We start from the raw sequence: 15,924 nt of genomic DNA on the forward strand, positions 1-15,924 counted from the left end.
AGGGTAAAGTTCGTAATCAAGTAGTTCTAAGTCGAGCTCGGAAGGCAAAAGGAAGGCAGAGTCCATTCTTCAAAATTACAACCCAAACCTCGACTTTCACCAAATGTGACGATGAACCATGAACTGCATCCATTGAGTCATGTTGTAGGCCCCACTTTATGCACCACCACGTGGTCGCCTCGGTTGAGCAGTGGCATGGTCACACTCTCACGAATCACGTCTATGTTCATGCACAAAGGCCCGAACATTACTGTTTCTTCATCAAAGTGGCTTGTTTCCTGCGCAGGACTGATCTTATGGTCGTACCAAAACGAAGTAAACATAATATTGACTCCAAAATCCATGATGGTAGCTTTGCGGCCGTCGCTGAGTCGCTTATTGGCCAGCACAGTTCCCAACAAATAGCCCGCGTCATCAATCAAGGCTCGGCCGGTTTCCAATATCAACAAGGGCAATTCATCGGTTTTAAAACCAAAATTCAGAATGGTGCTCGTAATGGCTTCGGCAAATTCGTCGACAGACGGAACGGAACCGGCCATTAATGCCCCTTTTAAGGGATTGGCACTCGGAAACCCGCCACCCAAATCGACGTATTTTACGGGGGTTTGCAGTTCATTTTTACAACGCATGGCCAAGGCACAAAGCTTGGTCGCGGCTATTTTGTAGGCATTGGTGCTCAGCATATAGGTCCCGATGTGCGCGTGAACACCCACCAGTTGCATTTTTCCCGAAGCCACAATCTTAGTAATAGCCGTCCATGCCTGTTCGTTTTCGTAATTGAAACCGAAGCGGTCCCAAATCGGATACACACCCGTGTCCATGTTGACCCGTACGGCTACTCTGGCTTTTTTGTTCATCTCACCGCATAGCTCAATTAAAGAATACAGCTCTTCAAAATGGTCAATGTGAATGATGGAGTTGTTTTCAATGGCCAAACGAAGTTCGTCATGGTGTTTTTCAGGACCGTTAAAGATAATATTGCTGCCTGCTACGCCGTTTCCCAAGGCTTTTTTGTATTCAAAACCGCTGACAACTTCTGCCCAACTGCCTTCCTGATGGAAAATGCGACAAATGGCATTATTGTAATGCGTTTTGTAACTCCACGCAAACTGCACTTTTGGATAACGTGTTTTAAAAGCCCGCACTGCATCGCGGTAATTTTGCCTGATTTTTTGTTCGCTCAGCACAAAAACGGGAGAACCATAGTGCTCAATCAGGCTTTAGACCGCCACCCCGTCAATGTGAGTAACGGGGGTAAGGTCAGATTCGGAACCGAATTTATTCATCAGACCTGCGTTCATTTTTTTAATGAGCGGTCGTTCATATTTTAATTTTTGCATACCGGTTTACGAAATTGTTAAGAGGGGTTTGATTGCTGGGTCAGTTCGCCAAAGGCGCTGAACCGTTGGAATTCAGACACGTCGGTGATTAGATCCCAGGCATAACGAATGAACAGTTTTCCGGAATCGTAGGCGGTATAGGGCTCCACTTTTTCACCCAATGCCATTCTGACCAGTGCTGCCGGTTGATTTTGCCCTGCTCCTGCTGTAAGGTAAATCCAGGCCGGAAAGCGAGGGTTGATTTCCATAATGTAGAGTTCTCCTTTAGAATTCTACATAATTTCAAGCTCACAACCGCCGCGCCATTTTGTAGCTTGGATAAATTTCTGCGCCAATTCAAGCATGGCATCGTCTTCCAAAGTAATGCCTGCCCAAGCCTTTCCTTTGTCGGTGATGTACATTTTTCGCATGGGAATGATACTGATGGCATTGCCTTCGCCCAGTATGGCAATATTTACTTCAGTTCCTTTGATGAATTGCTGCACAATAAGGGGTAGCCCCCATTTGGCGCTCAGTTGATAAAAGGCTTTCTTAGCTTGCTCAACATTATGGGCAATTATGGCATCATAAAATTTACCTTTCACCACAAACGGATATCCAAATTCATCATCGAGTTCGTTCAACTCGCCAACGCGGGTAATAATTTTGTCTTTCGGAACGAGCAAATCGTGTTTCTCTCCAAACTCGTAGAGATTCAATTTATCCCGCGCTTCAAACATATCAGCACTCGGTAGAAAAGAGTGAATCCCCAGTGCTTCAAGTCGGGCCTCAATTTTGATGAAATTGGGAAGTTCGGCATCAAAATTGGGGATGATGACATCAATTTTTTCTTTTTGATGGATTCGGTGTAAGTGATTAAAGAGAATCTCACTTCCGGCAGCCGGGTAGGAAATTTGGTACGTTTTGTCGCAGATTCCGTCCATGTAAATACCGGGTTCCAGCGACTCATACGCCAAACCGATGATTCTGACGGGCCTGCCCAAACCGTCCCGTATAGCCCGAATCACCGCTACACCTGGCCTGGGGCTGTCAATGGCGTTAAGGCCCGTTACGGCAATTACGATTGGTCTTTCATTCATATTGAGAGCCGTTAGTTGTTGAGAAGGTTGTTTTGTTTCAGCATGGAAACAAACTCATCCAGGTCTTTTTCAAGCGTGTTTTTTTCGACCTCGTACTTTTCAAACAGAAGCGTTTTGATTTCGGTCAATGATTTGTTCTCTTTCATTAAACCGATTACTTCGGCCGCCATAGCGTTGCTGCTGAAGGAGTCGCCGGTAGCAGGGTTGAATATAAACCCAAACTCGTTGGTTGCGATATTCTTTTTGATCATGCTCGTAGGGTTGTTATTGCTTTTCTAAAAAATCTTCTGTTTTACCCAGATATAATCATCCAGAAGGCAGCCATTTTTCAGGATACCTTTTCGTTTGACGGTTTCTAAAAAGAAACCATTTTTTTCTAAGACCCGCATACTGGCAGGATTGTATTCAAAAACCTCCGCTACGATTCGGTTTATTTCAAAAGTATTAAATACGTAGTCTGTCATCAAACCAACGGCTTTGCTCGCTATTCCTTTCCTATGAAACGGTTCAGCTACCCAATAACTTAATTCCACATTCATTCGGTAAATGTCTTCATTCAAAGTAATGCCTATTCCACCCACTAACTTTTGCCCATCAACGATTGCAAAACTTTGAATGGGAGTAATTTTAATTTGAGTCGTTATAAATTTTTGAGCATCTTCCAAGCTGTAAGGAAAGGGGATATAATCTCTGAAATTGTCCCAAATAAGCGGATTGCTGAAATACTCGGCCAATGGGTAAGCATCTTCGATAGTCCAGCGGCGTAATAGTATTGACATGATGAATAATTGGGTTGGAAAACAATCCGGGGTACTTGTTCAAAAAGTGCAGTGTGGATTAGATGTTTTTCTTTCAGAAAACCTGTGTGGTAGCAATCTTACTTTCTCAATTTTTATAGTTGAGTAAACTAAAGTCCTGAAAATCAAGAATTTATTTTTGTGAAAAATACAGGTTTCCAATTGTTTTGTAGACAGACTAAGTTTTAAAAGCCTTGTTTTTACTGTATTTTCAACGATTTTAAGAGAAATTTAACCCGTTAAGATGACTTGGATATAAAGAGGATACCATTCGAATTTTTGAACATCTGTTTGCAGATAATCGTCGACAAGTCGGAAAATTTCTTCCTACTTCCAAAGAACAGCTTTCCGTTGTAGAAAAAACCTACGATGAAGTATGCGCCTTTTTTCCTCGGGCAAATGAAGCATCTGTTCAATGACATGGATCAAGTGTTCAAAACTGGAAGGCTTTTGGATGTAGTAGTGCGCACCGTTATTATAGAAGATATCAACGTTGAGGGTATTTATTGTGGTCGAGAAAATAACCACTAACATTGATTGTAATTGCGGATTTCTTTTTATCTCCTCCAAGCACTCGTGCCCGTTTTTGCGAGGCATATTCAAATCTAAAAAAAGCAAATCGGGCAGCTGTTCAGCAGGTTGATTGAGCCATTGCATCAATTTTTCTCCATCTTTCACTTCGGTGAGTTTAGCAGCAATGGGAACTTCCGATAAAGCCTCCTGAAACATCTCACGATCATCAGAATCGTCATCGGCTAATAAGAGATGTAGTTGCCTGTTATTCATATTAAATGGTGTAGGGTAAGCAAATAAATAGCAGGCACTGGCTTTTTATTTTTTAAATCTAAACGTACAAGAGGGCTAAGTATGTAGTTTTTACCTTTCTGACACTACTGCAAATATAAACTGTTCTGCTTTTAAAAAATTTTTTGCAAGGCAACACCGAGATTAAAATTTAGGTAAGAGTCTGCTTTACCACGAAAAAAGCCCGTCAGTAACGACGGGCTTTTCATTTAAGGTTTACTTTAGCTCAATTCCTGCGGATTTATTCGGCAGATTTGCTGCTGAGCGATGTACCCTTGGCAGTTGGTGCCGCTGTATTGGTTTTGGCAGCCACTTTTTGGGTAGAACCGCTGCACGAAGAAGTGCAACATGCTGACCCCATTGGGCAACATTCGCCATCCGTTTTTGCCACCTTTTCGGTGGAAGTCGTTTGCGCAGATGCCGTAGATTTGCTGCAACAGCTTGTACTGCACGATGATTTTTCAGATGCTGCCTTCTTATCATCCGATGACGAGGCAAAAAGACTGATGGAAAGTACGATAAAGAATGCGGAAAACGCCGCTGCCACAAGATTTTTCATGATGAAAATGTAGATGTAGGATTAAAATAAATAAAATTTTCGGTTCTGTCAATGGTACATTGTTGTTCATTGCAAATTTGGTGCCACAGCCTTACCTTTGAATCATCGTTTTTAACTTCATTAACTCATTGCTATGAAACAGACTTTCAGTGTGTTGGTGTCAGCAATTTATTTAACCGCTCTTGTGTCAATGGATGCTGTTTCCCAAAACCCCTTTTTCAGTACGTACACGACTCCTTTCGGCGTTCCGCCCTTTACTCAAATCAAAAATGAACATTTTGAACCGGCTTTTGTCGAAGGGATGAAACAGCAGGCATCCGAAATTGCGGCCATCACGGCGCAAAAAGAAGCGCCCACCTTTGCCAACACGATTTTGGCATTGGAAAACAGCGGTGATTTGTTAGACCGCGTCGGAACCGCGTTTTTTAACTTTAACAATGCCAATACCAATGAGTCTATCCAGAAAATTGCTCAGACTTTGTCGCCGCAGTTATCAAAACACCGCGATGATATTCAGTTGAATGCCGAGTTGTTTAAGCGAGTGAAAACTGTATAGGACCAACGGACTCAACTGAAACTGACCACTGAGCAACAAACGTTGCTCGAAAAAACGTACAAAGGGTTTGTGCGCAGCGGGGCGGCTTTGTCGGCCGATAAACAGGCTCGTCTTCGGAAAATCAACGAAGAAATGTCGCTGTTGACCTTGAAATTTCGACAAAATTTGTTGGCTGAAAACAACAAATATGTTTTAGTCATTGAGAAAAAGGAAGATTTGAGCGGATTGCCGGCCACGTTGATTGCTACCGCTGCTGAAGACGCAAAAAAACGCAAATTGGAAGGAAAATGGGTATTTACGTTACAAACCCCCAGCATTATGCCCTTTTTGCAATATGCCGATAACCGGTCGCTGAGGGAGCAAATCTTCAAAGCATACATCGAACGATGCAACCACAACGACCCTTATGACAACAAAGCCAACATGTCAGGAATTGTGGCCTTACGGGCTGAAAAAGCAGCACTGTTAGGATATGATAATCACGCAGCTTATGTGTTGGAAGAAAGTATGGCCAAAACGCCTGAGAAAGTGAGCGAGTTTTTGAATCAGCTATGGACTGCCGCTGTGCCCGTCACCAAGCAGGAAGCAGCGGAGTTGCAGACATTAATGAACAAAGAAGGTAAGAACGAAAAACTGGAAAGTTGGGATTGGCGGTATTATGCCGAGAAACTTCGTAAAGAAAAATATGACTTAAATGCCGAAGAGTTGCGTCCCTATTTTTCTTTAGAGGGGGTACGCCAAGGTATTTTTACGCTTTGCCAAAAATTATATGGGTTGAAATTTGAGCGGCGGACCGATATTCCTGTGTACCACGAAGACGCCGAGGCATTTGAAGTAAAAGAAGCCAATGGCCAGACCGTAGGCGTTATGTACATGGACTTTTTTACGCGGGCCAGCAAAAGCGGAGGCGCATGGATGACCAGCTACCGCGAACAGGAAATGGAGGGAGGAAAACGCGTTATACCGGTGGTCTCTATTGTCTGTAATTTCTCACGCCCAGTAGGTAATACGCCTGCATTGCTCAACTCAGACGAGGTACATACCTTTTTTCATGAATTTGGTCATGCGTTACACGGGTTGCTTTCCAATGTCAACTATGGCAGTTTAGCCGGAACCTCTGTCCCCCGCGATTTTGTGGAGTTGCCTTCGCAAATCATGGAAAACTGGTCAACTGAGCCCGAAATGATGAAATTGTACGCCAAACACTACCAAACAGGTGCCGTGATTCCCGATGCCTTAATCGAAAAAATGAAGAAAAGCAGCCTGTTTAATCAAGGTTTTGAAACCTCAGAATACTTGGCCGCGTCATTGCTCGATATGAGTTATCATACGCTCAAGCCCGATCAGGCACCTACTGATGTTTTGGCTTTTGAAAAAGCATCCATGGATAAGATTGGGTTGATTTCTCAGATTCCGCCTCGTTATCGTACTACCTACTTCCAACATATTTTTGCAGGGGGCTATTCAGCAGGATATTACAGCTACATCTGGTCGGCGGTATTGGATGCCGATGCGTTTGAGGTTTTTAAACAAAAAGGGCTTTTTGACCAAAAATCAGCTCAATCGTTTCGTAAAAACGTATTGGAAAAAGGCGGAACCGACGAACCCATGAAATTGTACCTGAACTTCAGAGGTGCTGAGCCCGATATTAAGCCGCTTCTGCGTCGTCGGGGGCTGTTAAAGGAGGTAAATTAGGAGAAGACAGTTGTCGGTTAATCGTTATCGGTATAATCGTTTAGTATGTATAAAGGAGATTTGAGCTTTGGTTCAGGTCTCCTTTTTTGCTGAATTTTTCACATTGTTTAAATTTCTGAGAAGGCCTGAATTTTGCAGAAAATACGAGGAATGGTTCGCTTTCCATCAGCCAATAACGCCTGTCTATCCTTTTGAATCCGGTCTTTATCCTTTTTTGCTTCCCGATTTTTCAATTCTGCCCCACCTTTGTCGTATCAACCGCAAGGCCATGAAAAAAAACACATCTATTCTCACCATTATTCTTCTTGTTACCACCCTCCTAACGCCGGCATTGGCGCAGTTTCCGATGGGTGGTGTTGCTCAACCAAAAGCGTTGCCGGGAACGGCAGGTGACCAAACCCCCAAAGGCAATTCCAAAATCACCGGTTTCGTAGTAGACTCATCCGTTACCAAAGCCGTTGAATTTGCGAATATTGCACTCTACAACAAAACTACGGGTAAAGCCGTAGACGGAACCGTTGCGGACGAAAAAGGAAAATTTGTTTTGAACAGAATCGTGGAAGGAGAGTATCGCCTGCTTATTTCCTTTCTGGGATTTAAGAATAAAACTATTGAAAACATCACGTTGGCCAAAGGACAGGAATTGGATTTGGGAGTTATTAAACTCGGAGCCAATGTCCAAACGTTGAATGAAGTGGTTGTGACGGGCCAAGCCGCGCTTATTGAAGAAAAAGTAGACCGTTTGGTGTACAATGCCGACAAAGACATTGCTGCCAAAGGCGGAGATGCTACCGATGTACTGCGCAAAGTGCCTTTATTGACCGTGGATTTGGACGGAAATATCTCGCTGAGAGGCAGTCAGAATATTCGGGTATTGATCAATAATAAACCCAGTACCATCATTGCCAGCAGTGTAGCGGACGCCTTGAAACAAATTCCGGCTGACCAAATCAAAACGGTGGAAGTCATTACCAGTCCTTCAGCCAAATACGATGCAGAAGGTTCAGGCGGTATTATTAATATCATTACCAAGAAAAACAGCCTTCAGGGTATGAACCTGAATGTGGATGCGGGGGCTGGAAACAGAGGCTCTTCATTGTCACTCAATGGCAGTTACCGTAAAGGAAAAGCCGGATTTACGCTGGGAGGGTTTGGCCGAGCCAACTACAATACCATTACTAAAACCAGCCTCGAACAAACCAGTATTTCTAACGGCATCTCAACCCTTACCCGTCAAACGGGTGATGGTTCAAGCAAAGGATTGTTTGGGCAATATAATTTAGGATTTGATTATGATTTGGCCAAAAATCAAAGTTTGACGGCCGGTGTACGTTATGGAGTTCGTAACTTTATCAGTCAGCAGGACTTAGTGACTCGTCTATTTACCAATGGAGTGGCAGGTTCGACCTCCGGTCGGAATGTAGAAGCGAAGAACCTTTCGGGAACGATAGACATGAACGTGGATTACCTGCATACGTTTAAAAAACCGCAGCAGGAATGGAGCATTTCAACGCTTTACAGCCGAAATGGGTTGACCAATGATTTTGACGCTAATCTATTGAACAGTGGAGGAGCTTTGGCAAGTCGTCAGCGTAATCTCAATTCAAATGTAAATCAGGAGTTTACCCTACAAACAGATTATCAAACGCCGATTAAGAAAAATCAGCAGATTGAATTTGGTGCTAAAGGGATTTTTCGCGAAGTGACCAGCAATTATCGTTACTTGTTGGCAGGTCCTACCGGCAATTTCACCACGGAAATCAACCAACCTTCGGGAGAGTTGACGTATCACCAAAATATTGCGGCGGGTTATACCTCTTACACGTACACGACTAAAAAGCGTTATACATTCAAAGGTGGATTGCGCTACGAACACACGTTCATTGATGCAAGTACCCGCGAGGGTGGCCCCATCGGAATCGGTGATTACGGCGTTTTGGTGCCCAGTGTGAATGCGTCAAAAACCATCAAAGGAACGACGCTCAAATTAGGCTACAACCGACGGATTCAGCGCCCGGGTCTTCAACAATTGAACCCTAACTTCAATGCGGCCAACCCGCAAAATATTACAATAGGCAATCCTTCGTTGCGTCCTGAATTGACTAATAATTTTGAGTTGGGGCTGAGCAAAACTATCAAGAAAGTCTTCGTCAATGCTACGTTCTTTGGCCGTGTTACCAACAACGCCATTTCGCAGGTAAGGCGTCCTTCCGACACATTGGTAGGAGCCATTATCACGACTTATGAAAACATCGGACGCCAACATGCGTACGGTGCCAATGTTTTTGCCAACATCGCGGTTACTTCCAAAATTAACGTGGGTCTATTCTCCACTGCGTTTTATACTACGCTGAGCGGGCAGGCAATGGGTGACAACGGTGTTTCTCAAAACCTGACCAACGACGGCTTTAACGTAAGCGGTGGGTTATTCTCACAGGCGCAGTTTAAAAATGGTTGGGGAGCACAGGCGTTCGGATTTTTGCAGGGATCTCAGGTTCAGTTGCAGGGAATGCAAGGAGGCTTCGGATTTTATACCGTAGGAATCAAAAAAGATTTCAAGAACAAAAAAGGGAGTTTGGGCTTAGCCGGGGAAAACTTCCTGAGCAAACGTTATAACATTCATACCGAGTTGAAATCTTCTCAATTTAATCAGGTAAACGACATTTATCTCTATAATCGGGGAGTACGTTTAACGTTCACCTACAAAATTGGAAAGATGACCATGGATGCTCCGAAAAAGAAAGCTCGTTCGGTCAACAATGACGATGTAAAGACAGAAGGCGGCGGACAGGCGGCTCCCGGCGGAGCTCCTGCGGGCGGTACCCCTCGGCAATAGCGCGCGAAAGGAAGTGCGATTGCCAATTGCAAGATTATTTTTTACATTTACTATTTAACGAATAGCACTTAACTTACTTACTAACTTTCAAAATTCTAACAAAATGAAAACAAACAAGCTTGTAGTTGCGACGTTCGCAGCCCTCGTTTCAATCAGTTCATACGCCCAAACAGTGGATGAAATCGTTGATAAACACGTTGCGGCCATGGGTGGTCTGGATAAAATTAAAGGAGTCAATACTTTAGTGATTGAGCGCACACTTTCCGTTCAAAACATGGAAATCCCCAATAAAACGACTGTAATGGTGGGTAAAGCCCTGCGTACCGAATCGTCTGTTATGGGCAATTCAATGGTGCAGGTAGTGGACGGAACTACGGGTTGGATGATACGTCCAGCGATGATGGGTGGCACGGGTGACCCTGAAGATATGCCCGCCGAAATGGTGAAACAGCAGGTAGGTCAATTGGATCCTTTTGGTGCTTTGGTCAATTATAAAGAAAAAGGACATAAAGTAGAGTTGATAGGAAAAGAAAAAGTAGAGAAAGCGGATGCCTATCACCTGAAAGTAACTACCAAAGACGGGCAAACCATGGATGAATTCATTGATGCAAATACATACATGTTGACCAAATTGAAAACGAACGTTCAAGGTCAGGATGGCGAAATTACCTTCTCTGATTACAAAGAGGTAGACGGTATTAAGTTCGCCAACACCATGGAAATGACAAGTCAAATGGGAGCGTTGACCTTTGTGACCAATAAAGTTACTGTCAATGGCAAGGTAGACGAATCTATTTTCAAGAAACCGGCTAAGTAAAGAGTGTAAAGTTAAAAGTGGAAAGGGTGAAGTCTGTCTGTTTCCTTTATTCTATCCACAACAAAAAGCCGCTCCGAAAGGAGCGGCTTTTTGCATTTACTTATTATTCAACTTTCATGGCTTGCTTTTTTGAGTATAAGTATCCAAGTATTTTCAACCGGATAACGGTTAACTAATAACGGATAACTTATATTTCAGGATGTTTAACCTCTGCGATGGTTACGGTTAAATTTTTGAGACTGTTGGTGAGTCGCCAAACGTTGACGTTGCATAGGAGTCAAAACTGACCAGATTTCCTGTTGTTTTTCGTTTTCTAACCGTTTGATATCTCTGTTGCTGAGACGATTACTTCTTAATAAACGGTCGTAGCGATTTTCAATTCTTTTTAACTCATTTTCCTGTTTACGAGTCAGGCTGACGATGTTGTCCAACCTGTTAATGCTTACTTCTTCGTAGGCATTGTCAATCCGAGGATTGTCGTATTGGGGAGCCTGAGCAGGACGTTGGTTTGTATATTGGCCGCGTTGGGCATTGACAGTGGCAATGCTTAAAAGAGCAAGTGCGGTGATGGCTAAGATTGACTTTTTCATGGTTGCTGTTGTTTAAATTGTTTGTTGGTTTACGAAGGTTAGAACGCTTTCAATCCCCAACGTTTAATCAATATTTGCCATAATCTACCAATCGTCTATTCTAATAGACAGGCTCAAAAAATTCACCGATGAATGGAAGTTTATTTTTTCTTCAGCACCAACACCCTGTTACTGTTTGTTGGAGAAAATTTTCAATCATCTTGTTTGCTCATGAGTTTTAAGCCCAAAAACTGATTGCTGGATGAAGCATTCCTTGTAAATCAAAAGAAAACCCCTACAAATTCCTCAAAATAATGAAGGAAATTGTAGGGGTAAAAATTAGAATTTATAAGGAGTGTCTAATGAACGGCAATTTACTCCTCGGCTATTTCTGCGCCTTCGATGTTGTAGTTCAGTTCATAAATATTATCGGCGTTGAGTTTCATAATACCGCGCAACGTATGACGTTCGTCGGTTTTAAACTTGCGTCCGTTTTTCTTGAATTTCAATCCAACTACTGATTCAGGACCGGCACCGCCGCAGAAAAAACAGGCGCTGAACGGAAATGCCGAAAGCGCGTACAGGTTTGATTCCACGTCGATGGGTAAAATATAGCCCGTTAGGAGTACTTCTTTGCCATTCAATTTATTGATATTGGGGCCAAAAGTCGGGTACAGCATATAGACCGACTCTTCAGGATACCACTTTTTCTTGAAAGTAACATCGCGAAGGGTTTCCCAAGAGATTTTGACAGGATTGTTACCTACGAGGGCGCGGTAGCGAAACTTATTACCCGATTCGGCTTTCTCGTCTTTTTGTTCCGATTTTATGAAACCGGTTAACACAACAGTGCTTGCCAAAAGTGCTACTAACAGACTTTTCATGATTTTATAGATTGATTGAGAGTCTATTCAATACAATTTTTTACAAATTTATGTTCCCATTTCAAGGAATCAAAACTTTATCTATCATATGAATAACTCCGTTCGTGGCCGTAATGTCAGTTTTGGTAACATTTGCCGGTGGAGTGGGGTTTCCTCGACCCGTAATTTTGATTCCCGTCGCCTTATTTTCCACAATAGTCGTATAAGAAGCATCAAACATATTTAAAGTGGCACTAGGCAAAAACGTAGAAAAATAGCGGCTTAGTGCAATATGATAGGAAACGATGCGAGCTAAATTTGCGGGATTGGCGACACTGATTTCACCCTGCGATAATTTGGCCGCTGTCATTGCTTGATTAGTAGGGACAAACATCGTATAAGCAGGATCAACGGGGCCGGTATTTAACGTATCAGCATAAAAAATTGCTAAGCGAGAGTCGCCTCCCGTACCTGTAGCAGCACGACGAACAGCTTGCCGAAACAGACTGAAATCAGGCGTATTTTTGATGATTTGTGCTAAGGACTGGTTAGGAATGGGAATCACTCGATTGATAATGTGAATTACTCCATTGGTGCCCACCAAATTGGATTTAGTACCCTTAGCTTGATTGAGATAAGGAGTACCGTCGATATTGGATAAGAATAAGCGAGCTCCTGACATCATTTTGATAGGGTTGTTTTGCCCTAAAGGCATGGTTGCAGTAGCCAATTTTGAGGTCAGTACATGGTTGGTAATCAGCGCCCGTACCTGGGCGGCGGGTAAAGCTGTGATAGCGGCGGCATCCGCAAAGCCCGATGCTTTAAAGCCTTCGTCACTGGGTGCAAACAAGGTAAGAGAACTTGTTTTAAACGCATCTTCGAGCCCTGCGTGCTTAATGGCAGCCCGCAAAATTCCTAAATCGGCTTCTTCAATAAGTACGTCGGAGATACTTTTGGGTTGTGGGGCATCCTGCTTACAACCGCTTATTATACTAACAAGTAATAAGAAACCCCCAATGAGTTTTTTCATCTTTCTAATGGTATTTTGATGTGGAGTAAAAGGCCATAGGTTAGCAGTCGGCCAATAACTCTTTGACTAAACGCTTAGAAAAGGCGAAAATTGTAATTGTTTACGCGTGAAGCTGTGCAAATTCTTTAGCAAAGTACGTCAGGATTACCTTCGCCCCTGCCCGGCGAATCGAGAGGAGCATTTCCAGCATCGCACGCGTACCGTCAAGCCATCCGTTTTGGGCAGCGGCTTTTACCATGGCATACTCGCCGGATACATTGTAAGCGGCAATCGGTAAGTCAAAATTTTGGTCCAGGGTTTTAATGACGTCCAGATACGCCAAGGCAGGCTTAACCATCAAAAAATCAGCGCCTTCGTTGTAGTCCAATTGCGCTTCGATAAGCGCTTCACGTACGTTGGCAGGATTCATTTGATAGGTTTTCTTGTCGCCAAAACGGGGAGCTGAATCAAGAGCATCGCGAAACGGACCATAAAAGGCACTTGCATATTTGGCCGAGTATGACATAATGCTGACGTTGGTGAACCCTTCCGCATCAAGTGCTTGGCGGATGTAGCCTACACGCCCGTCCATCATATCACTTGGACCGATGATGTCAGCCCCTGCGCGAGCTTGAGCTATGGCCATTTTTGCCAAAATTTCTAACGTAGCATCATTCACAATTTGGCCGTTTTCCACCAATCCGTCGTGGCCATCGCTGCTGTACGGGTCCATGGCTACGTCGGTCATCAGTGCCAATTCGGGAAAGGTATCTTTGACTTTTTTTAAAGCATCCAGATAAAGCGTTCCGTCGCGGTAGCTTTCAGTGGCAAACCTGTCTTTTTTATCTTCGGAGTAATTGGGAAATAAATCAATGCACTGAATTCCTAAATCAGTTACCTCCTTCAGTTCTTCCAGAAGTGTGTCTAACGAATACCGGTAAATTCCCGGCATGGATTTTACCTCACTACGCACACCGGTCCCTTCCACAATGAACATCGGGAAAATCAAATCATTGACTGAAACAGTGGTTTCCTGTGCTAATGCGCGCATCGCTGCCGATTGACGGTTACGACGGGGACGACGGGTGATTGAGTAGTTCATGGGTTAAAATCGTTTGTAAAAACTTTCCAAGTTAAGAGAACAACGATTCCTTGACTTGGAAAGTTTTTGAGTATTTTAAATATGAAACGTTGACAAAAGTACAAACTCCTGTACGCGGCTATTGATTTCTTCTTGCGAAAGTCCCAAAAGACGTTCTGATCCAAATTTTTCTACGCAAAACGAAGCCATAGCCGAACCATAGACAATGGCGCGCTTCATGTTGTCAAAACTAATATCGTCGGTGCTTGCCAAATAACCGATAAAGCCACCAGCAAAGGTGTCGCCGGCACCTGTAGGGTCAAATACTTCTTCCAACGGCAGGGCAGGGCAAAAGAATACCTGATCTCCCTGAAACAACAAAGCTCCGTGTTCACCTTTCTTAATAATCAACGTTTTGGGGCCCATCGCCATAATGGTTTTTGCCGCGCGGCGCAGTGAATAGTCGCCCGAAAACATTCGTGCTTCTTCGTCGTTTACAGTCAGACAATCTACTTTTGAAATCACTGCTTTGAGATCGTCTAAGGCAATGTTCATCCATAAATTCATCGTATCCAGCATTACAAACTTAGGGCGATTGTTAAGACGGTTCAGAACGGTCATTTGAAGCGCAGGAACCATGTTGCCCAACATTAGATATTGGCAATCCTGATAAGATGCAGGAATGGTAGGGTCGAAGTCACCAAAAACGTTGAGTTGCGTATCCAACGTATCGCGGGTATTCATATCGTTGTGATATTTGCCCGACCAAAAGAATGTTTTTCCGTCTGGTTTAATTTCCAAACCTTCCGTATTGACACCGTGTTCTTCCAGAGTATCAATCATTTCTTTCGGAAAATCACCGCCTACTACTCCAATTATATTATTTTTTTTAGTGAAGTATGACGCAGTGAGCGTAATGTAGGTGGCGGCTCCCCCCACAATTTTGTCCGTTTTTCCGAATGGTGTCTCAATGGCATCAAATGCTACCGAACCTACTGTTAGCAAACTCATAGTTTTATTAGTCAACGATTGTTAGAATTATTATAAAAAAAGTGAAGGATAAAGCCGCAATTAGCCTTATCCTTCACTTTGATTTACTTTTTCATTGTTTTTTACTCCGCAGCACTTTCGAGCAAGTTCTTAAATTTCTTAGCACTAAGAACCTCTGACGATTGCGGATATTTTTCGATGAGATCGCTGTATACTTCAATAGCTTCGGTATTCTTCTTCACTTTTTCGTATGCAATCCCCAATTTTATCATGTAAGAAGGAGTAAAATACGCGTTAGGCTTGTAGTCAGCCGCTTTTTGATAATAGCTGATGGCTTCCTCTGCGTTGTTTTTTTCCATGTAAGCGTCGCCAATCAAAGAATAGGCACGTGCCTGAATCAATAAATCGGAAGAGCTGAATGACTTTAAGCGTTCGATGGCTTCGTCAAATTTACCTTGCTTTAATAAAGTAGCCCCTGCATAGAATTGGGCTAAGTTACCGGCAGGAGTTACACTATACTCATCGGCGATGTTTAAAAGACCTGGATTACCGCCGCTTCCTTTGAGGGCTTTGTTCAAAGAATCTGACTCAAAAGCAAATACGGGGCTGAACAAAACTGCCTGAGCTTGTTCGTCCTGACTGCTTACGTACCAGTGATAGCCAAACCATCCTGCTAATGCGGCCACGATTACGCCGCCTGCTACGATGAGAATTTTACGATTCTTTTCGAGGCCTTTTTCAAACTTGGTCAACTCTCCCGCTAAACCCTCTGGACTCTCTAAAAACTCTAGCCCTGAATCTGTGTCTTTATTGCTCATTACCATTGATTTTCAAATTGGACTGCAAAATTAGGAAAACTCTTGTAACTCAAAAAGAACTATTTTATTTTTTAATGATTTCTATAAATTCACCGGGCTTAAATCTTAGAC

Annotated in this window: 15 protein-coding genes and 1 pseudogene; 4 read left to right on the forward strand and 12 right to left on the reverse strand. The window is 43.2% G+C overall.

Features of this window, described 5'->3' with window-relative positions:
- Positions 1-137: 137 nt before the first annotated feature.
- The 6 genes from Q0081_RS15285 to Q0081_RS15310 form a co-directional block, all read right to left on the reverse strand.
- Complete coding sequence (locus Q0081_RS15285; protein WP_298354957.1) at positions 138-1,187, reverse strand: alanine racemase; 1,050 nt, start codon at positions 1,185-1,187, stop codon at positions 138-140.
- A gap of 170 nt (positions 1,188-1,357) precedes the next feature.
- Complete coding sequence (locus Q0081_RS15290) at positions 1,358-1,588, reverse strand: hypothetical protein (protein ID WP_298354959.1); 231 nt, start codon at positions 1,586-1,588, stop codon at positions 1,358-1,360.
- A 24-nt stretch (positions 1,589-1,612) separates the two neighbouring features.
- Positions 1,613-2,419, reverse strand: coding sequence for a biotin carboxylase (locus Q0081_RS15295; protein WP_298354961.1), 807 nt, complete (start codon positions 2,417-2,419; stop codon positions 1,613-1,615).
- 11 nt (positions 2,420-2,430) lie between these two features.
- The gene (locus Q0081_RS15300; protein ID WP_298354963.1) at positions 2,431-2,670 is read right to left on the reverse strand and encodes a PqqD family protein; all 240 of its coding nucleotides are present in this window, start codon (positions 2,668-2,670) and stop codon (positions 2,431-2,433) included.
- A 24-nt stretch (positions 2,671-2,694) separates the two neighbouring features.
- Positions 2,695-3,198 carry a GNAT family N-acetyltransferase gene (locus Q0081_RS15305; protein ID WP_298354965.1) on the reverse strand — a complete coding sequence of 168 codons (504 nt, stop codon included), beginning with the start codon at positions 3,196-3,198 and terminating at the stop codon, positions 2,695-2,697.
- 345 nt (positions 3,199-3,543) lie between these two features.
- On the reverse strand, positions 3,544-4,002 hold the full coding sequence (locus tag Q0081_RS15310) for a response regulator (RefSeq protein WP_298354967.1): 459 nt from the start codon (positions 4,000-4,002) through the stop codon (positions 3,544-3,546).
- 272 nt (positions 4,003-4,274) lie between these two features.
- Between Q0081_RS15310 and Q0081_RS15315 the strand changes: the two genes are divergently transcribed.
- The 4 genes and pseudogenes from Q0081_RS15315 to Q0081_RS15330 all read left to right on the forward strand — a co-directional run bounded on the left by Q0081_RS15315 (position 4,275) and on the right by Q0081_RS15330 (position 10,483).
- Entirely contained in the window at positions 4,275-4,592 is a 318-nt protein-coding gene (locus Q0081_RS15315; protein WP_298354969.1) for a hypothetical protein, read from the forward strand.
- 120 nt (positions 4,593-4,712) lie between these two features.
- A pseudogene (locus tag Q0081_RS15320) lies at positions 4,713-6,830 on the forward strand (M3 family metallopeptidase).
- 268 nt (positions 6,831-7,098) lie between these two features.
- The gene (locus Q0081_RS15325; protein WP_298354971.1) at positions 7,099-9,666 is read left to right on the forward strand and encodes a TonB-dependent receptor domain-containing protein; all 2,568 of its coding nucleotides are present in this window, start codon (positions 7,099-7,101) and stop codon (positions 9,664-9,666) included.
- A gap of 103 nt (positions 9,667-9,769) precedes the next feature.
- Complete coding sequence (locus tag Q0081_RS15330) at positions 9,770-10,483, forward strand: outer membrane lipoprotein-sorting protein (protein WP_298354974.1); 714 nt, start codon at positions 9,770-9,772, stop codon at positions 10,481-10,483.
- A gap of 203 nt (positions 10,484-10,686) precedes the next feature.
- On the opposite strand, the gene Q0081_RS15335 is transcribed toward Q0081_RS15330, so the two are convergent.
- The 6 genes from Q0081_RS15335 to Q0081_RS15360 form a co-directional block, all read right to left on the reverse strand.
- The gene (locus tag Q0081_RS15335) at positions 10,687-11,073 is read right to left on the reverse strand and encodes a hypothetical protein (protein ID WP_298354976.1); all 387 of its coding nucleotides are present in this window, start codon (positions 11,071-11,073) and stop codon (positions 10,687-10,689) included.
- 353 nt (positions 11,074-11,426) lie between these two features.
- Positions 11,427-11,936, reverse strand: a complete 510-nt coding sequence (locus Q0081_RS15340) for a DUF3299 domain-containing protein (RefSeq protein WP_298354978.1) — start codon at positions 11,934-11,936, stop codon at positions 11,427-11,429.
- 61 nt (positions 11,937-11,997) lie between these two features.
- On the reverse strand, positions 11,998-12,945 hold the full coding sequence (locus Q0081_RS15345; protein ID WP_298354980.1) for a fasciclin domain-containing protein: 948 nt from the start codon (positions 12,943-12,945) through the stop codon (positions 11,998-12,000).
- Positions 12,946-13,045: 100 nt separating this feature from the next.
- Positions 13,046-14,026, reverse strand: coding sequence for a porphobilinogen synthase (gene hemB, locus Q0081_RS15350; RefSeq protein ID WP_298354983.1), 981 nt, complete (start codon positions 14,024-14,026; stop codon positions 13,046-13,048).
- 75 nt (positions 14,027-14,101) lie between these two features.
- On the reverse strand, positions 14,102-15,016 hold the full coding sequence (locus Q0081_RS15355; protein ID WP_298354985.1) for a PfkB family carbohydrate kinase: 915 nt from the start codon (positions 15,014-15,016) through the stop codon (positions 14,102-14,104).
- A gap of 101 nt (positions 15,017-15,117) precedes the next feature.
- The gene (locus tag Q0081_RS15360; protein WP_298354987.1) at positions 15,118-15,813 is read right to left on the reverse strand and encodes a tetratricopeptide repeat protein; all 696 of its coding nucleotides are present in this window, start codon (positions 15,811-15,813) and stop codon (positions 15,118-15,120) included.
- Between the last annotated feature and the right edge of the window lie 111 nt (positions 15,814-15,924).

The sequence above is a fragment of the Runella sp. genome (assembly GCF_027484545.1).
Taxonomy (GTDB): domain Bacteria; phylum Bacteroidota; class Bacteroidia; order Cytophagales; family Spirosomataceae; genus Runella.